Source organism: Alteromonas sp. Mac1 (assembly GCF_001562125.1).
Taxonomy (GTDB): Bacteria; Pseudomonadota; Gammaproteobacteria; order Enterobacterales; family Alteromonadaceae; genus Alteromonas; species Alteromonas stellipolaris.
Genome location: NZ_CP013932.1, coordinates 2,592,893 through 2,612,179, shown reverse-complemented (window position 1 = coordinate 2,612,179; position 19,287 = coordinate 2,592,893). Strand labels below are relative to the sequence as shown.

Here is a 19,287-nt window from a genome sequence, read left to right as displayed (position 1 = left end):
ACAAAGCAGATACAAAGTACATATAAAAAGGGGATGGTTTATAAAACCATCCCCTTTTTTTTTATAAACCGCCAGCGTTTATTTGTGGCGGTTACGTTTGATGAATTTACTTAGCTGAACGGCGGCGAAAGGTTAGAACACCAGCCATTAATGCTAAGATGAAACCCATAGAGCCGCCTGAATCGTTGTCATCTTCAACAGGATCAGCTTCATCAGGCAATTCTGCTTCTAAGTTGAAGGTTGCAATGAACGGGTCGTGATCTGAGCTGCGGAATGGACCTACATCAGTAAATGCATAGCCGTCTTCATCAGGGTAGTAAGAAAGCGCTTGGTCGTACTGGAATTGGTAAACTTCAGGAGAGTTAATGCTCCAATGCGCACCGTCTACCGCATCAGCAAGCATGGCTTCACTCGCGAGTACATGATCTAAGCTACCTACTTGCTCTGTACCGTAGAACCAGTAAGAGTAACCTTCAGCATCAAACTCTTCTGCAAGGTTAACGTAACCATAGTTGGCCGTTACTTCTACAGAGGCACCGTCGTCCATACCTGTGTTAGCTGCAGTCATTACCGTGTAGCCTTGAGTTTCTGCTGTGTAGTCGGTAAGAACAGCAACAGGATCTTCTGCGCTGTATGAGTTCAAATCACCTAATACTAGAATACGCTCAGGTAAGCTATCATCACTTAGTGCTTCACCAAGGGTAATAGCAGCAGAAACACGAAGCGCGTTACAGCTACCCTGAATAGTATCAGTTTCGCTTACTTCTTCAGCAATATCTTCACCACACTGTGAACCTTTCGATTTAAAGTGGTTAACAGCAACTGCAAATGTCTTTCCACTTTCAACATGGGCAAAAGATTGAATTAAAGAAGGACGCATTTGTGCCACGCTATCTTCATCAATTTGCTGAATTGGCATGTCTACCACTTGTGCATCACCTTCAGGCGTTACAATAGTTGCGCGGTATAACAAACCAACAGTAATTGCATCAGTACCAATTGCTGTGCTATCAGCAGTGCTGATGAATGAGTACTGTTCGGTATCGGCAAGTTCTGCATTAACAGCAGCGACTAGGCTAACGATAGCGCTGTCATCGCCAAAACCGTCGTTTTCAATTTCCATTAAGCCAACCACGTCAGCGTTTAAGCCTACAATTGCTTCAACGATACGTGCTTCTTGTAAAGCGAATTCAGTTTCGTCTTCAGCGCCACGGTTTGCATCGAAATCGAAGGTTACATCGCCGTTTGCATCTACTTCGCCATTGAAGTAGTTCAGAACGTTGAAGGTAGCAATTGATAAATTGCCTTCAGTTACCACAGGGTTCGCTTCACGAGTAGAGGTTACTGTAATCACATCGGTAGGATTAATTCTAAACGCACCGAAGCTATAGTTTAGCGGGCCGCTTGCAGACACAGTATCACCAATTCGAATAGCATTTGCGTAGCTAAAGGTTGGGAAATAACTAATAGTGTCTGGGTAACTTGAGCTGCTGTTGTCTTCAATTTTAAGTAAGCTGGCTGCTGAAGCGGTTACTGCTTCAACATACGCGTCTGAAAGCGGTGCTGCAACATCGCTAGGCTGGCGTTTAACACTGTCACTTACTTGAATCTCACCGTAGCGCCATAAATCATTTGTGCTGGTTACCGTAGCGTCAACAACAGAAGCTAACATGCCTTCAAATGGTTCAAGAGAATAATCGAAAGGCATATCGATAGTCGTCATCAGAACGTCATCGCTTGCACCGCAATCAAGTGCAGTAACATCACTGTCTTGGTTTAGCGTAGTCATGCCGTAATTTTCAACCACTTCACCGTATATGCGAGCAACGTTGCCCACCGCAATGGTAGTACTACCGCTAACGAAAATACCTTCAGAAGTGGCATCATCACCATCGCTATCAGCCGTTTCTTCTTGTAGGAAGTAACCGCCCGCACCCATGCCAGTCACAATGGCTTCAACGATATGACCGTTACCTACTTCTTCTGACGCGTCGCCACTACCTTGAATGGTGCTAATAAGCGTTGCTGCATCAGTACAAACGCCTAGCTCGATCACTGGCTCTTCTGGTGGAACTTCGTCATCACCGCCGCCTTCAGTACTAAAAGTACCTTCTGGGAAGGGGGTCGCTGCGGCTGCATTGGTCGCTGCATCATCTAATGCGTCAACGCCGCTATAAGTCCAGTTGTCAGCAGAGAACGTACCGCCATTAGCTACTGAGCCATCTTTTCGGTAAGCCCAGCCGTCTAAGTATTCCCATGCTGTTCCATTACCATCAACGTTAATGTCACCGAAAGTATCGATAACCGCATCGTTTTCGAAAAGCTCTACTGCGTCATCGCCATTGATTCCCATGGCCGTTGAATCGTAGTCAGGTGCATAACCGAAAAATTCAGTAAAACCATCAATTTCAGATGCTACATAAATATAGCTACCCGCTGAGGCGCTATCTGCTGGGAAAGTAAATTCTACGCCATCAGTACCGCCGCCATTGTTGGCTGAGCCAAGCCCGTATACTGATAAGTCGGCAATATCATTTACAACGTAAAGCTCAACAGCTTTAGGAAGGCCACCGGTAAGTGACGCATCAACAACACCGCTGATAACTAAGTCGCTGGCATTGGCCGAAAATGCAGTAAGAATACCTGCTGTTATGAGTGACAATGAAGTTTTCACTGGTTGTTTCCCTCTTAGGTCTTTTATTATTAGGTCTGTCAAAGCAGACCCTCTTTGTTATTGCTAGACCTAGCCTATAACTATAATGTCAACGCAGGAATGACTTAACGTTATTCAAGTTTATTTTTAATAAAATCTTAATAATCATGTATTTAATCTATTCAAATAAAGTTATTTATGACATTGGCTCGTCATAAAAGGCATTTCGGCATCTATAAATAACCCTACAACGACTAAAAAGTTTTGAATGCGCTCGCGTTGTTACTAGACAATAAACGCCTGTATTAAGTATTTTTGAGCGTATCGCAAAACCAACAGTGATCTTCGATAACTTGCTTTGCATAATGGTTAGCACTTGTGATTAGTGCACGATTAGTATGGTGGTTTAACGCTTTTACAGCGCTTTTTGCAAAGCGTGTACTTCGCCTGTCACCACGACAATGCGCTAAGGCGAGGGTGTACCCGCACAGTTTAGCGAAGTAACCAAAGTCGCCGTTTCGCGCTTTATTTCCCATACCAATATCATCAGGGTCTAATCCCACTTTAGCGTGGTGGCGTGAGCGAATTAACCAGTGTGCATTGTCCCAAATGACCTCATCTAATAATAAGTCTGGACGGCGCTGCATTCGTCGCTGACTGCGGGCGGTTAAGTGAGCAGGGTTCAATCGATTCACTGGGCACACATTGTCGAAATAGAATAAGGGCGCGGCTTTACGCTGCTGTTTTACCTCAACAATGTGGCAATAACGAAAGCTTTCAGCGTTATGCGGCTTTTTGGGGCCAACTAAAAAATAGAAGCGGCGCATATTTACCGAGCCTGTGCCGGCATTTTCTCTGCTTGTGATATCGACAATATCATCATCCATATAAGGTGCGAATGCCTTTAATACCTGTTGGTGTTCCACTGGGCTCAATGGCGTGTACTTATCGGTGATGTGCTTAAATTTAAGGCCGTCGTGGGTTAAATGAACCGCTTTAGCTAGCGCACTTTTAGATTCAAACTTTTCACCGCAAGAAGAGCGCTCTAATGCTTTGCGATAGAATTTTTTCAATTTTCCATCTGGCTCTTGTTCCATAGCTTCATTAATAACCGTCGAATTTTCAGTAACCCGCTGGCATGTAGCCACGTATTCTTGAATAAATAGAGATTGAGCACGGTTAACCTGGTGGGTGTCTACCGCAGATTTTGACGGGTCTGGCACATCTATCAAAAAGCGGCCTTCAGAAATACCTTTGCAATGGGCTTCGACGAGAGACAGAGAAGTAAGATAGCGAAGAATATCCCAATGTGCATAGCCTACACAGGCATCGTCAAAATCGTTCGGCGTAAAAATAACGTTGTCGCCGTGAGAGCCTTCCTCTGTAAGAAAACCAAAATTAGATGTATGGCAATCACCCATTACACTGGTTAGTGACATCGAAAAGCATGCCTCTGGCACTGCTAAATGGTGGTTTGCTAAATCGGCATAAAATAGTTGTGCGCTACCGCGGTAAAACATGAAGGGGCTTTGCGACATTTTCAAATGTTTAGCTAATTGGGGAGAAGGTGGGGTGCCATCAATTTTAGCAATTCTTTGATTAAGAAATCTTGCGCGATCCATAACTGCTATGTCGTTGTAATAATGATGGCGTTAACATTACCTTTATTGGTTTTCGAATGCGAGGCTTGCGTGGGGAGGTGGAATGTGAGAAATTTCGCTTGTTCGGGATTTTTGTGGTTATTTAATCTTATTGATTGGTAAATTTGATTGAAACATTCAAAAATACCAATTAGTTTTTTTAAAAAAACCGCGCTATTCTTATCACCAGTTTCAACGAAGTCGATTTTGCACAACAGCAATATGCTGGTAACAAAATGGGCTTTGTAAATTTTCGTACTGTTTGTATTTATAGACTAAGAGTCGAAAGTACAAAACAAAACTCACTAAATGGAGAAAGTAAACATGGCATTAATTAACACTGCTATCAAACCGTTCAAAGCACAAGCATTTAAAGACGGCGAGTTCATCGAAGTAAGCAACGAAGATATCAGCGGTAAGTGGGCAGTATTTGTTTTCTATCCAGCAGATTTCACCTTTGTATGTCCAACTGAGCTTGGTGATATTGCTGATAAGTACGAAGAGCTTCAGTCTCGTGGCGTAGAAGTATTCTCAGTATCTACTGACACTCACTTCACTCACAAAGCGTGGCACGATTCGTCTGACACTATCAACAAAATCAAGTTTGCAATGATTGGCGACCCTACTGGTGAAATCACTCGCAACTTCGATTGTATGCGTGAAACTATGGGTCTTGCTGACCGTGCAACATTTGTTGTTGATCCAGAAGGTATCGTTCAAGCGATGGAAATCACTTCTGAAGGTATCGGCCGTGATGCAGACGACCTAGTTCGTAAAATCAAAGCTGCTCAGTATGTTGCTTCTCACCCAGGTGAAGTTTGCCCAGCTAAATGGAAAGAAGGCGAAGCTACACTAGCTCCATCTCTTGACCTAGTAGGCAAAATCTAAGCAGCTGCTTAGCGCTTATAAGTAATTTATAAGTAAGTAATGGGAGTGGGTCTCCACTCCCTATCTAATTAATTTCCAATTCCTGCTTATGTTGTTAGCCTGAAAAATGGTTGGCGGGGATCGGCGTGTCGAAAATAAGGCAGACTACCGTGTTAACTAAAGAAATTTTACAAGCGTTGAAAGGCTATGCTGAGTCAATGCAGAAAAACGTAACCTTCGTCGTACAGACCGGTGAACACAGCAAGCGTGAAGAGCTTGTGTCGTTTCTGTCCGACATTGCTGGTGTAAGTGACAAATTAAGCCTTGAAGAGCGTGACACCAACGGTGTATTACGCAGCTCTATCAGCTTTCTTTTAGAAGCTGATGGCGAAGATACAGGCATTCGTTTTTCTGGTATTCCTGGCGGCCACGAATTTAACTCGCTTATCTTAGGTATGCTTCACGCATCAGGTACCGAGCTTAAAATTGATGACAGCGTAAAAGCGATTGTTAAAGGCGTTAAAGAAGAACTTAACTTCGAAGTATTTATCAGTCTAAGCTGCCACAACTGCCCAGAAGTGGTTCAGGCGCTTAACCAATTTGCGCTACTTAATCCAAACATTACGTCTGAAATGATTGACGGTGGTTTGTATCAAAACGTAGTTGCAGAACGTGACATTCAAGGTGTCCCAAGTGTTTACCTTAATGGCGAGTTGTTCGCTAACGGTAAGGTAGATGCATCGGTGCTTATCGACAAACTTATCGAACGTGACCCTTCGCTAAAAGATGCGAACAAGGGGGAGTCGTTACCGCTACAAGACGTTACCGTAATTGGTGGTGGTCCAGCTGGTGTGGCTTCAGCGATATACAGCGCACGTAAAGGCTTAAAAGTGACTGTGGTTGCCGATCGTTTCGGTGGTCAGGTGAAAGATACTATGGGTATTGAGAACCTTATCTCAGTATCTAAAACTACCGGCCCTGAGCTAGTAGGTAACTTGATGGAACACATGAACGATTACGATATCACGCTTAAAGAGCACGTTCGTGTTGATTCTGTAGAACAAGGTAATGTTAAAACGATCACGTTATCGTCTGGCGAACAAATTCGCACCCGTTCAATTGTTGTGGCCACTGGCGCACGCTGGAGAGAGTTGGGTGTCCCAGGTGAGAAAGAGAACGTTGGTAATGGCGTTGCGTACTGCCCACACTGCGATGGTCCTTTCTTCAAAGGTAAAGACGTTGCGGTAATTGGTGGTGGTAACTCGGGTATTGAAGCGGCGCTTGATTTGGCGGGTATTGTGAAATCGGTAACGGTATTCGAATTCATGCCACAACTTAAGGCTGACCAAGTACTGATTGACCAAGCTGAAAAACGTGAAAATATCACGATTATCAGAAATGCTGCTACGCATCAGATTACCGCTGAAAACGGCAAGGTGAACGCTATTGAGTATCAAGATCGCAATACCAACGAATTACACACGCTTCCACTATCAGGGGTATTCGTACAAATTGGTTTAGTGCCAAACAGCCAATTCATGGAAGGTGTAGTAGACATGAGTAAGTACGGCGAGATTGTGATTGATACGAAATGTAATACGTCAGCACCAGGCATCTTTGCGGCGGGCGACGTAACAACAGTACCTTATAAGCAAATCGTTATCTCAATGGGCGAGGGTGCAAAAGCATCACTGGCAGCATTTGAATACTTGCTAAGCCATGAAGTAATTGAAATGGAAGAAGAAACACAAGCTGCGTAAAACGCACGGTGTTGATAATTTAAAAAGCTGACAGCATTGTCAGCTTTTTTATGTCTAGAGATTTTATTTTACAAATGGGAATGGTTTTTATTTTCATTATTGTTGCGAATTTGGTAAATTAGCCTAAAGGATAAATAACAAAAACGCATTGGAAAAATGAATAATTCACACAAAACACTCGCTTCTTTGGTCGCCTTATCGCAGATTGCACTTCCGCACTATGTATCCGCAGACGAAAATTCAGATATCGCTCAGAACGATATTGAAAAGGTTGAAATAGTCGGTAAACGTAGTCCGTTTGGTGCCACAAAAACCAATACTCCCATTGTAGATTTAGCACGTACCATTTCTATTGAAACGGAAACCGACATAATTCAAAAAGGAGCTCTGAACCTTTCCCAAACGGCGACCTATATGGCTGGTGTTAATGGTGAGCCTAATGGCTTTGCAACGCGTGGCGATTCAATATCATCGCGAGGTTTGAGAATTCCTCGATACCGCGATTCAATACAAGAGTTATTTGGGAACTACAATTCTACTCGTGCTGAAGTGTATACCATGGAGCAAGTAGAGTTATTGAAGGGGCCAGCTTCAGTACTCTATGGACAGGGGTCACCCGGCGGTATTATGAATTACGTGTCGAAAACGCCAAAAATCGACAAAGGAAATGAAATTGTTGCTAGCTATGGCACGTTTGATAGAAAGCAATTGGGCGTTGATATAAATACTGCATTAAGCGATGACGATAAATGGCTAGCACGTTTTGTTGGTGTGTATCGTGATTCGGACACTCAAGTCGATTACGTGAATGATGATACTCAGGTATTTATGCCATCTGTGTCCTTCTTGCCCACTGATGACACAACATTGACATTAATTGGCCTTTTTCAAGATTCAGACAGCGATACCGGTGCACAGTTTATTCCTGTTGAAGGTACCTTATTACCGTTACCCGATGGTACATATCTGCCAGACCAAGATGTATATGTGGGAGAGCCTGGTTTCAATAAATTTGAAACGCAATCTAATCAAGTTACTCTGTTAGGTGAGCATATCTTCACCGACACTACTTCTCTTTCTTTCACCGCGTTGTGGCGTGAAGGGGAGGCTGATTATCATCAGGCTTGGGGTACTTTTACCGGCGCTTCGCATTATTTAAATACATTTTTAGGCGCTCCTGTAGCACCTACTGATACTTATGTGGCAAGAACATTTTATCAAGCCGATAACACCTTTAATCAACATGCATTAGATGTTCGGGTAAATCAGCTTTTTAGTATAGGCAAAACCCAACATGAAGTGTTGGCAGGACTTCAATATCAAAGTGTCGATACCGACGCTAATTCTGCCTATTATGCCGGTGGTGGGGTATTGCAGGGCGACTTCAGTTACATTTTAGATTTAGCGAATCCGGTTTATACGGGCTCACCTGATCAAGCTATCCTAGACGCCATCTACAACGACAGCCCAGAACAAAACGTCACCGATTATGGCTTCTATCTGTCTGATCATATTAGTTTTGGAGAGTGGCGCCTTACGGTTGGAGTACGCCATGATAAAGTAGATAACGATAATGGCGATACACAACAGGATGATTCGCAAACCTCGTATTCCGCTGGAATCTTGTATCGATTTGATAATGGGTTGTCACCGTATATTAGCTATGCAGAATCGTTTGAGACAGTAGTGGGGCTTGATAGCAATAATAAGCAACTTAAGCCTGAGGAAGGGCGCCAATATGAAGCCGGTATCAAATATGCCTTATCATCATTGCCAGGCTACATAACACTGTCTTATTACGATATAGAGATTTCAAATCTACCAAATCCTAATAATTTACCTTCAGATATTAGCCAACAACAGGGTATTACTTCAATCGAAGGTGTAGAGATAGAAGGTAAGGTTGAGTTTGGCCAAGTTTCCGCTCAATTTGCTGCGTCAGTGATGGATGCAGAAGACCCGAACGGTTTTGAATTATCTGCACAACCCGACAGTAACGCTTCATTGTGGGTGAATTGGCAACCGGATGCATATGAAGGTTTTAGATTAGGTGGCGGCATACGTTATGTAGGGCAGTCGGTTTCAGAAAATGGAACAATTAGGTACGAAACACCTAGCTATACGTTAGCAGATCTAATGATGGCATATCAGTTATCTGATCAACTAGATCTTCAGCTTAATGTGCGTAACCTAACAGACAAAGAATACCTTACATCTTGTTTGTTCCGTGGCGATTGTTTCCCTGGCTTACGTCGAACTGTCAATGCCAGTGTGACTTACTCATTTTAAAAGGCGTCGTGTATGTTGATGTTATTTACAGCTGGTGGCCTGTCGATTGCTTCTATGGCTACTGTTTATGAAAGTTGGCGTCGCCAAAAGGCGTTAGTGCTTTATATTGGACTCACTATTTGGGTTCTATCAGCAATTGCATGGTCTTACGCGGCAGGTTGGGAATTTGGGGTATTATACGCACTGTGTTTACCAGGTCTTATCGTGTGGCCGTTTATTGGTAAAAACCAGTCGACATTGCCTGTACCTAAAAATGTGCCGCAGCCCAAATCGCTAAACTTCTCACCGCAATCAAGTATGCAGAATCTAGGGCATGCGTTCGTGGTATTAATTTTATTGTTAGTGACAAGTGTGGTGCTAGCGTTAGCGTTATGTACTTTACTACCCTTTGATACTGCAGGAAAACTAGCATCCAGTGTTGTGCTGTTACCTATTCTATGGGGACTTGCTGCCTATCATTACTTGGCAACAATTAAAAAAGTAAGAGCGGTAATAACCTACATTTTTGTTGCAGTAATCAGTACTGCCATTCTATTTGCAGTGCCGATTTAGGGATCACATTATGAATAAAGCGACAAAACAATCAGCGTTAAACGCACATAGTTGGGTAGGCGTATTTTTAAGTGTACTGCTCTTTTTAGTGTGTTTGTCAGGCACCATTGCTGTGTTTCATTTGGAATTTGAACGCTGGGAACAACCTCATATTCCTGAATTTGAAACAGTAGAAGATGGGGCAGTAGAAAAAGCAATGGACAGCTTTTTAGCCAAACATCCCGAAGAAACTGATCATCTATTTGTGGTGCTTCCTACATCGGGTATTCCAAGGTTAGTGGTAGAAAACGACCACGCTGCTTATTTCGCTGATGCACAGGGAAATTTACTTGAGAAAGAAAGCGTGCCTTTCACTCAAATGTTGGTGGATTTACATTTACATCTTAACTTACCCCACAGCTGGGGCATGATATTAGTCAGTGCCTTGGGCGCAATTATTTGTACACTCATAGTCACGGGTGTTATTGCTCATAAACGTTTATCCAGAGACGCGTTTAAGTTGCGCCGTGGTGGCAATGGTCAGCAAAGCCAAATTGATTTGCACAACCGCTTTGGCCTTTGGGCTGCACCATTTCATTTGGTTATAGGTGTAACGGGGGCGTATTTTGGGTTAGCCGGTATTGTACTGGTACTCGTAGCGCAATTAAATTATGGCGGTGACAGGGAAGCGGTAATAAACCAAGTATTTACGCCCGACCCAGTTATAGAAGCACAAGAAGGCAAACCTGCGATAGGAAAAGCCATTGCGCAAATGGAAACCATAGCCCCAGAAAATCCGCTTATATTTGTAACTGTTCACGAGGTTAGTAAACCAGAACAATTCATCGAAATTTATGCGCAAGTACCGGGTCGACTGATTTACGGTGAAGCATACCGGTTTGATACCGCAGGTAACTATTTAGGTACTGCTGGTTATGATGATGGCGTATGGGGCAAGCAATTGTTGTGGGCAGTATACCGCCTTCACTTTGGTGACTTTGCAGGAATACCAAGTAAGGTGCTGTATTTTGTTTTGGGTATCATGCTAACCATGTTGTGTGTATCGGGAATGGAAGTATGGTTATCTAAAAAAGCGCATCCTGTGCTGGCCACACGGTTATGGTATTGCACGGTGTGGGGCAGCGTAAGTGCATTGGCATTTACGGCAATTGCAGATATGTTCTTCGCAGGCTCATTAGTCGCCGTGTTCTGGGGAATAATGGTGCTAAACGTGGTACTTACTGTAGCAATTAAGCGCCTCACCAAGCCAGTGTGGCTGATAATTTCAGGTATCAGTGTGTTAGTGATGTTAGTTATTTATGGTGTAGTGAATGGCGAACATTCGCTATCGCTAGCATCGTTGCAATTAAACGTACCGATGCTGATGTATGTAGTGTGGAGCATTCTACGCGGCAACACATTACTTAAGCGTGAAACCTTGTTATCGAATTTTCAAAAAGAAAATCAGGCAGTAACGCCAAATGGTAATAGTGGTAACGAAACTATTCGTGATGAAGATAGTCATCAGAGCACGTCAAGACCTAACGCGCCTCAATCGCCTATGGCTTAAAGCACTATCCGAATAACACTATTAAGTTAGTCGTGTGAACGAATACAGCGCGGCTTTCACTTAGTTTATATAACTAAATGAAAGCCGCGTTTTTTGTGCCTAACTTTCGTTTTTTACCTCAACCTTCAGCTTAATCTTCATTTCACCCTTCATAGGTATCTCCATCCTCATTTTTACTTTCTTCTTAACCAAATAACTTGCCCGTTTAATAAAGGTTCATTCACCTACTTAGTGGGCATTGTTTTGTAATGGTTTATCTACCTATAGCGTTTAAACATATTGAATAATCACCAATCTGAATTTAACCCTAGGGTAAGAACATGCTATTGCTACGGTTCTACATTTAGATGGAATTAAAAAGGGTAGCGCATGCGAATTATACTAATCATCGCTTTATTGTCAGTGACGGGATATTTACTGTTTTGGCCCGTGCCGGTTGAACCTGTAGCTTGGGATGCTCCAGAAGATAGCGGTTATAGCGGCGTTCACCTTACTAACGATTCACTATCTCTTTTTGATAGCCTTTCCCTTGGCAACGAATTCGGTCCCGAGGATTTTGCACTGCGAAGTGATGGCTCTATTGCTACTGCAACGCATTCTGGTGCCATTTTACTGTTAGCGCCTAACGCTACGCACTTTACACCTTGGGTAAACACTGGCGGGCGACCGCTAGGCTTGGAGTTCGATGCCAATAATAATCTTATTGTGGCAGATGCCTTTCTAGGCTTACTTTCAGTTTCACCCTCGGGCGATATCACCTTGTTAACAGACAGCGTTGATGGAACGGCCATTGTGTATGCTGATGACGTAGATGTGGCAAAAAATGGCATGATATATTTTTCTGACGCCACCACCAAATTTAGTGCTAAAGCCTATGGCGGAACCCTTAGCGGCAGCTTGTTAGAGATTTTAGAGCATAAGGGACATGGCCGATTGTTAGCGTACAATCCAGATACCCAAGTTACTACTGTATTAATGGACGGGTTAATTTTTGCTAATGGGGTTGCCATCAGCCAAAACCAGCAATATGTTTTAATCAACGAAACAGGCAGCTACCGCGTGTTACGTTACTTCATTGCTGGGCCTAAATTAGGTCTGGTTGAAGTGTTTATCGATAACTTACCTGGCTTTCCCGATAATATTGCCACAGCGCCAGACGGTGATTATTGGGTAGGGTTTGCGTCGCCTCGTTCCGCCTCGTTAGACGATTTATCAAACTCTCCCTTTTTACGTAAAGTGGTACAGCGACTGCCTGCTTCACTGCGCCCTAAAGCAAAAGCCTACGGCCATGTAATAAAAATTAACGAACAAGGCAAAGTGACGCGTGACTTGCAAGACCCAACTGGACATTATCCGCTTACAACAGGGGTGTTAGAAACGACGGATATGCTATACATTAGCAGCCTAACTGCTCCTCATGTGGCGGTGATTAACAAAGCAAATTTACCAAAGGGAGATGATGAATGAAGCGTAATTTACCTGTAGTGCTTTCTGTTATTTTATGTGTTTTAGGCAGTTTCTCTACTGCTCTTATGGCAGATACTCTTGCGATTAATAAGAATGATACCGACAAAATAATCTCTGAAGATAGTTTCAAAACACAGGTTATCCCACAGGCTAATGCAGCCATTGATGAAGGTGAGGGCTGGATATTTTACAGCTACCACAACGATGAAACCTTTGGCACAAGCCAATCATTGGCGGGTATGGCAGTGATTAAACCTGGCGTAGAAATACACCCACCCCACGAACACAGTGACGAAGAGTTTCTATTAGTAACACAGGGCAGTGGGGAGTGGAGCGTAGAAGGTGAAGTGTTTAAGGCAAACACGGGTGATATGTTGTACGCCGCACCTTGGGATGAACACGGAGTAAAAAATACTTCAGATGTAGACTTAATCTTTGTGGTATTTAAGTGGCACAGCAAAGGTATTGCTGTGCCGACAAAAAGTGCTTACAAGAAATAAGGTACAAACCGCTAGTATTTAGCGATAGGGGAACCTAGCGTTTTGCTGTTGGTTTCCCTCTTCGCTGCGAACTAGGCGTATTTTGTCCACGGTTTTGTTCGCTATTTTTTCCGCCTCTATTTTCAGCAGATGCACCAGCGGCATTATTTTTACCACGACCTTTACGTTGAAAACTTGGCGGCAAACCGGTGTGCTTCGTTAACGCACGTTCCCCATTTCTACCTTTCGCCGCTTTTTTACGTTTCTCATCCGCGGTTTCTGGTGGCACTAGGTGCTGTGCACCACGGCCTATTAAATCTTCACGGCCCATACGTTTAAGGGCTTCACGAATTTGCGCGAAGTTTTTAGGGTCGTGATATCGAAGCATGGCTTTGTGCAGACGCCTGTGTATTTCACCCTTCGCGGAAGGCACGTCTTCGCTGTCTTTCGTTACCTTACGAAGTGAATTTACTTCGGTGTGGTACATAGTCGTCGCCGTTGCCATTGGTGAAGGATAGAAGTTCTGCACTTGATCAAGCTTAAACTTATTCTCTTTCAGCCAAATCGCCAAGTTCAACATATCGTCGTCTGTGGTGCCTGGGTGCGAGGCAATAAAGTACGGAATAAGGTACTGTTTCTTGCCTGCTTCTTGAGAGTATTTGTCGAATAACTCTTTGAAGCGGTAATAGCTGCCCATTCCCGGCTTCATCATTTTCGATAATGGGCCGTCTTCGGTGTGCTCTGGTGCTATTTTTAAATAGCCGCCAACGTGATGCAGGGCTAATTCTTTTACGTACTCAGGATCTTCCACCGCCAAATCGTAACGTACACCAGAAGCGATAAGAATTTTCTTCACGCCGGGCAATTCACGAGCACGACGATACAAATCGATAGTCGGTTTATGGTCGGTGTCCATGTGCGCGCAAATGCTAGGGTATACACAAGACGGGCGACGACACGTGGCCTCAGCTTTCGGGCTCTTACAGCGCAAACGGTACATGTTTGCGGTAGGGCCACCTAAGTCTGAGATAACGCCGGTAAACCCAGGTACGGTATCGCGAATTTCTTCAATTTCGCGAATAATTGAGTCTTCAGAGCGGCTTTGAATAATTCGGCCCTCATGCTCTGTAATAGAACAGAAGGTACAACCGCCGTAACACCCGCGCATAATGTTGATACTGAACTTAATCATATCATACGCGGGGATGGTGGCATCGCCATACACAGGGTGGGGCACACGCTGATACGGAAGGTCGAATACCGCATCCATTTCCTCTGTTTCCAAAGGCATGGCGGGTGGATTTATCCAAATATGTCGGTCGCCATGGCGCTGCATTAATGCACGAGCACAGCCGGGGTTAGTTTCTTGATGCAAAATACGTGATGTATGGGCATATAAGACTTTGTTGTCTTTTACCGTTTCGTAAGCTGGAAGCTTAACGTATACATTTTCCCAAGGCTTGCGGCGCGTGGGTGGTTGTATCACGATTGGCGCAGCTTCTGGCGCTTCGCTGTTTGCTTTATCTTTATCTTGCGAGTCGCACTCAGGCTCCATTTGATAAGGGCTTGAGATGGGCTCAATTTTACCGGGGCGATCTAACGAGGTTGAATCTACCCCTTGCCATTCCGGTAATGCCTCTTTCACGATAATGGCGGTGCCGCGAATATCGCGCATCTCGCTAATAGTTTCACCGGCCGCTAGACGGTGGGTGACTTCAACTAATGGGCGCTCGGCGTTGCCGAAAAATAACATATCGGCTTTTGAGTCGAACAATACTGAACGACGTACCTTTTCGCTCCAATAATCGTAATGGGCAATACGGCGTAAGCTTGCTTCAATACCGCCGGCAATCACTGGGGTGCCTTTAAAGGCTTCACGGCAACGTTGTGCGTATACGGTAACCGCACGGTCTGGCCGCTTTCCGCCAACATTACCTGGTGTATAAGCATCGTCGTGGCGAAGCTTTTTATCTGCGGTGTAGCGGTTGATCATTGAATCCATGTTGCCCGCAGTAACACCGAAATAAAGATTCGGTTTACCCAGCGTCATGAATGCATCTTTGCTCGTCCAATCAGGTTGAGAAATAATACCTACGCGAAAACCATGCGCTTCAAGTACACGGCCAATTACCGCCATACCAAAGCTAGGATGATCAACATACGCATCGCCAGTCACTAAGATTACGTCACAGCTGTCCCATCCTAGGGCATCCATTTCCTCTTTAGACATGGGAAGAAACGGCGCAGTACCAAGGCAGTGCGGCCAATATTTAGGGTAGGAAAATAGACCGCGATCGGCCTTAATGGTGGCTTGCATAAGGTTCACATATAGCAGAGAAAAAAAAGAATTAAGTAGGTCAGTACATCATAGTTCATATTGCTAATTGCAAGTATAAATTGCCTAAAGCGCGTATAAATCACCCAAAGCGAATATAAACATTGCAGACCGAAAGCCTATTATACCAGTACACAGCAACCTAGGTATAGCGCTGTCGTTAAATTCAACGCCTTTGTTATACTGCTTTGCTATATCAATTAGGATAATAACGAGAAAATGTATGGCTTACTGGTTATTTAAGACAGAACCCGATGCATTCGGCATTGATGATTTAAAAACACGGCCTGAGCAAACTGAGCCTTGGGATGGGGTACGTAACTATCAAGCAAGGAACTTTTTGCGGGATAAGGTCGCTATTGGTGATCAAGTGTTTATCTATCATTCAAGTTGCAAAACAGTAGGTATTGCAGGCGTCGCAGAAGTGGTAAAAGCAGGTTACCCAGATGAAACTCAGTTTAATCCAGAGTCCAACTACTATGACCCTAAATCGACGCCAGAAAACCCGCGTTGGTTTCGCGTAGATGTAAAGTTTGTAGAAAAGTTTGAAAGCGTATTGCCGCTATCTGTCATCAAGGCAATGCCTACTATTACAGAAATAGGGTTGGTGAAAAAGGGGGGGAGGTTATCAATAATGCCAGTGGAAGAAACAGAATGGCAGCAGCTTTATACTACTGCCAAAATGAACTAAACCTGCTATATATAAGTAAATATTTATCTAAAATGCCGGCGGCGTGTAAGCTATTGGCGATATTTTATTTGTCTAACGCAAAACGAGTATCAGCATCCCTTAGTAGATAAAGGGCAAAACATGCCGCCCACATTGGCCATGCGGCGAAAAACAGCATGTTGTTGAAAGCGTCGAAGTATTGCGGAAATGATGACAAGGTTGACCCGCCGTGAAGCAAGAAAATCAAGCCGTAGGAATAACGCTTTGCAATACCGGCAAGGAAAGCAAGGACCAATGCCAACTGGAATGCACCTAAAATGTACACGGCCGTCTCTGGTACGCCACCAATTGAATAAAAATGTTCAAATATCTTTGCGCTATGTGCAGGGTTAACGAATTTGTCTAATGTCCATACGAACATAACAATGAAAACAGAAACACGAAGGGCGAGTAGAGACCAACTGAGGCGATTAGAAATATCAGTGGTTTGTTGAGATTGCATTGTAACTCCTATTTATTTGTGTAGCGATAAAGAACGGGCGTTTTCATATTAAATTTCAAAAACTTTCATAGAAAAAAAATAAAAATGCTTATGAAATATTTTTAGCCGGGTGTCGGTCTTGTCGAGTAAGCAATCTTGTAAGGTAAAAATACGAATGAAAAATAATATTGGGCTTGCCATCAGTGCACTGGCTCTATCTGTAAGCCAAGGGCTGCAAGCTCAGCAAGCTGACAAGCTTGATACCATTGATGCAAATGACATAGAAGTTGTTGAGGTTACTGGAAACCAGCAAGCGCTAAACCCGTTAAACCCTGGTGACAATACGCTAAGTGGATTATTTGGCGCCGGCATGTCCGCAGCCGATACGCCACGAGCAGTAACGTCTTTATCGGCTGAAGCTATGGATGCGCTAAACATCAATACCTTACATGATATTGTTAAAGCCGCGCCGAACGCCTATGCATCCAGCGGTTTTGGTACGCCTAGCTTGCCTAGTATTCGTGGCCAGTTGGGGGAGCTATTCCAAGATGGTATACGTCGTCAGTCAGGTAACAACGGTTTTGGTTTACCGGTTTCGTTCAACAGTGTTGAACAATTAGATGTAGTGAAAGGTCCATCTCCCGTGCTCTTTGGCAGCACACAGCGAAATGGTGGCTTTGTAAACCTGCAAACCAAAGCTGCGCCAACAGTAGGCAGTGAAGGTAAAATCACACTTCGCGCTGGGCGTTGGGAACAATATTCAGCGCAGCTTGATTATGGTACTGCCATTGAAGAAGGCAAAAGTGGTATTCGTGTAAGCGCTGAATGGTTAGATCACGATAGCTTCTTTGATTTTGCAGCGCGAGAAAGCAAAAACCTGTTTATTGCGTATAGATACACACCAAGCAATGCTACAACTTGGGATATAAGTGCAGAGTATTATGATGCCGAGTACCCCGATATTGCAGGTATTAATCGCCCCACGCAAAACTTAATTGATAACAACCTTTATATAACAGGCCAAGGTGTACAAGCGAATGGCAGTACCGTACCTGGTGCTGGCGCTATTATTTCGCCTACGGGTGAAGTGGTTATTCCACGCAGCCAAGTTTATACCCATCCTGATGATGTTAATGGCGCTGAGTCTACCGTTCTACGAAGCAACTTAACTCATCAGTTTTCAGACAGCCTTGTACTACGAAACATGACGTACTATCAGCACCTTACCCGTGAAGAAATTGCACAAAATAGTTTTGTAGAGATTATTGATGGTGCTGATGCATTCGAGAATCGCACTGAATTAGATGTGGTTTGGAACGATAAGCAAACTACCACATTCGGTTTTGCACTGCGTTACAACGATGTTTTAGGATACAGCCAGTTTACGACTGAAGCTGACAGCCCAGTAGATTTAACTGGCCCATTAAGCAATCGAGTAATTCCGTTAACCGATGCACAAAAAGCCCGCTTGGTTGAGCTTCGCCCCGGTTTATTTGTTTCACCTGGTGGACAGTACGATGTAGATGGCGATGGTGCAGGGGATTACAATTTATCTGATACCACCGATTCAACCACTCTGCAAACTGGCTTAGCGGTTCAGCAGCGCTCTCAATGGACAGAATCGTTTTCAACCATAGCCGGCGTTAGGTTCGACTATTACGATGTAGAAGCGCGAGATCCCCTTGCTCCTGAAGGTGTCGTTGCGGCTTCTGACACTTATAACGATATACTTGAAAGCGTTCAACTAAGTGCGGTGTATAAGCTAACGAAATCACTCAATGCTTATGTGGCGTGGTCAGAAAATGATGCCACATCCAATAGCATGGCAGGTGGCACCACACTTACCAGTGCCAACGAAATAAACCCGCTAAACTTTGCCACTGAAAATACCCTTTATGAAGTAGGGCTAAAGTATTCTCCTGATAGTCATTGGTATGGTGAGGTATCAGTGTTTGATCAGACTCGTAGCTTACGTAACCGTGATGGCAGTAACAGTGGCGTGAAAACAAAAGGCGCAGAGCTACAAGTATTCTACCAAGGGCAAGATATTTGGGTAAATGCGGCATACAGTTACTTAGATGCACGCTTCGATGATTCAGCATCTTTCCAAGATACCGCGCAAGTCGCCGATGCTTTTGACGATAGCCGACCTGATATCATTGACGGAAATGGTGTCGGTTCGCCTTCTTTTGCGGCTTTTGCTCCATCTGACTCATTAGTGCAAGGTATACCGTCACAGATAGTTTCTTTAAATGCGGGCTGGCAACTTACCGATGATTTACAAGTTGGTGCCTCGGCGTTGTATACAAAGTCGTTTCCACTCGACTTTCTACAAACCGTATTTATACGAGATCAAATCAATATTGACGTGAACGCGGATTATCAAATTACTGATGATATGCGCCTTCGTGTCGATGTAATTAATATTACCGATGAAGAGAACTGGCAACCTGTGTTTGAGGGGGGCTACTTTGGCGCTACCTTAGCGATGCCGAACACGCCGCGTCACGTTCAATTCACTATGCAATACGCGTTTTAAGCGCAA

13 protein-coding genes are annotated in these 19,287 nt (G+C 44.0%); 9 read left to right on the top strand and 4 right to left on the bottom strand.

The features are described 5' to 3' along the window. Positions 1 to 106 precede the first annotated feature (106 nt). Positions 107 to 2,674 carry an ExeM/NucH family extracellular endonuclease gene (locus tag AV939_RS11120; RefSeq protein ID WP_061997657.1) on the bottom strand — a complete coding sequence of 856 codons (2,568 nt, stop codon included), beginning with the start codon at positions 2,672 to 2,674 and terminating at the stop codon, positions 107 to 109. 284 nt (positions 2,675 to 2,958) lie between these two features. Beyond that, positions 2,959 to 4,275, bottom strand: a complete 1,317-nt coding sequence (locus AV939_RS11115) for a DUF2252 family protein (protein ID WP_061997656.1) — start codon at positions 4,273 to 4,275, stop codon at positions 2,959 to 2,961. A gap of 342 nt (positions 4,276 to 4,617) precedes the next feature. Here AV939_RS11115 and ahpC point away from each other — a divergent pair, with 342 nt between their 5' ends. The 7 genes from ahpC (at position 4,618) to AV939_RS11080 (ending at position 13,277) form a co-directional block, all read left to right on the top strand. After that, positions 4,618 to 5,181 (top strand): alkyl hydroperoxide reductase subunit C, encoded by a 564-nt coding sequence (gene ahpC, locus AV939_RS11110; protein ID WP_057791475.1) that lies wholly within the window; start codon positions 4,618 to 4,620, stop codon positions 5,179 to 5,181. A 149-nt stretch (positions 5,182 to 5,330) separates the two neighbouring features. Beyond that, the gene (gene ahpF, locus AV939_RS11105) at positions 5,331 to 6,920 is read left to right on the top strand and encodes an alkyl hydroperoxide reductase subunit F (protein ID WP_061997655.1); all 1,590 of its coding nucleotides are present in this window, start codon (positions 5,331 to 5,333) and stop codon (positions 6,918 to 6,920) included. 156 nt (positions 6,921 to 7,076) lie between these two features. Further along, complete coding sequence (locus AV939_RS11100) at positions 7,077 to 9,209, top strand: TonB-dependent siderophore receptor (RefSeq protein ID WP_061997654.1); 2,133 nt, start codon at positions 7,077 to 7,079, stop codon at positions 9,207 to 9,209. A gap of 12 nt (positions 9,210 to 9,221) precedes the next feature. Next, the gene (locus tag AV939_RS11095) at positions 9,222 to 9,761 is read left to right on the top strand and encodes a hypothetical protein (RefSeq protein WP_231751117.1); all 540 of its coding nucleotides are present in this window, start codon (positions 9,222 to 9,224) and stop codon (positions 9,759 to 9,761) included. A 10-nt stretch (positions 9,762 to 9,771) separates the two neighbouring features. Then, positions 9,772 to 11,310: a PepSY-associated TM helix domain-containing protein gene (locus AV939_RS11090; RefSeq protein ID WP_231751116.1), complete on the top strand. Its 1,539-nt coding sequence runs from the start codon at positions 9,772 to 9,774 to the stop codon at positions 11,308 to 11,310. A gap of 369 nt (positions 11,311 to 11,679) precedes the next feature. Beyond that, positions 11,680 to 12,777 carry an SMP-30/gluconolactonase/LRE family protein gene (locus tag AV939_RS11085; RefSeq protein ID WP_061997653.1) on the top strand — a complete coding sequence of 366 codons (1,098 nt, stop codon included), beginning with the start codon at positions 11,680 to 11,682 and terminating at the stop codon, positions 12,775 to 12,777. Further along, positions 12,774 to 13,277 (top strand): cupin domain-containing protein, encoded by a 504-nt coding sequence (locus tag AV939_RS11080; RefSeq protein WP_057791485.1) that lies wholly within the window; start codon positions 12,774 to 12,776, stop codon positions 13,275 to 13,277. The genes AV939_RS11085 and AV939_RS11080 overlap by 4 nt, the downstream gene beginning before the upstream one ends. A 34-nt stretch (positions 13,278 to 13,311) precedes the next feature. Here AV939_RS11080 and AV939_RS11075 read toward each other — a convergent pair whose 3' ends face one another. After that, entirely contained in the window at positions 13,312 to 15,573 is a 2,262-nt protein-coding gene (locus AV939_RS11075) for a YgiQ family radical SAM protein (RefSeq protein WP_061997652.1), read from the bottom strand. A gap of 241 nt (positions 15,574 to 15,814) precedes the next feature. Here AV939_RS11075 and AV939_RS11070 point away from each other — a divergent pair, with 241 nt between their 5' ends. Then, positions 15,815 to 16,282, top strand: a complete 468-nt coding sequence (locus tag AV939_RS11070; protein WP_057791489.1) for an EVE domain-containing protein — start codon at positions 15,815 to 15,817, stop codon at positions 16,280 to 16,282. A gap of 64 nt (positions 16,283 to 16,346) precedes the next feature. On the opposite strand, the gene AV939_RS11065 is transcribed toward AV939_RS11070, so the two are convergent. Next, on the bottom strand, positions 16,347 to 16,763 hold the full coding sequence (locus AV939_RS11065) for a DoxX family membrane protein (RefSeq protein ID WP_061997651.1): 417 nt from the start codon (positions 16,761 to 16,763) through the stop codon (positions 16,347 to 16,349). A 154-nt stretch (positions 16,764 to 16,917) separates the two neighbouring features. Between AV939_RS11065 and AV939_RS11060 the strand changes: the two genes are divergently transcribed. Next, the gene (locus tag AV939_RS11060) at positions 16,918 to 19,281 is read left to right on the top strand and encodes a TonB-dependent receptor (RefSeq protein WP_061997650.1); all 2,364 of its coding nucleotides are present in this window, start codon (positions 16,918 to 16,920) and stop codon (positions 19,279 to 19,281) included. Positions 19,282 to 19,287: the final 6 nt, after the last annotated feature.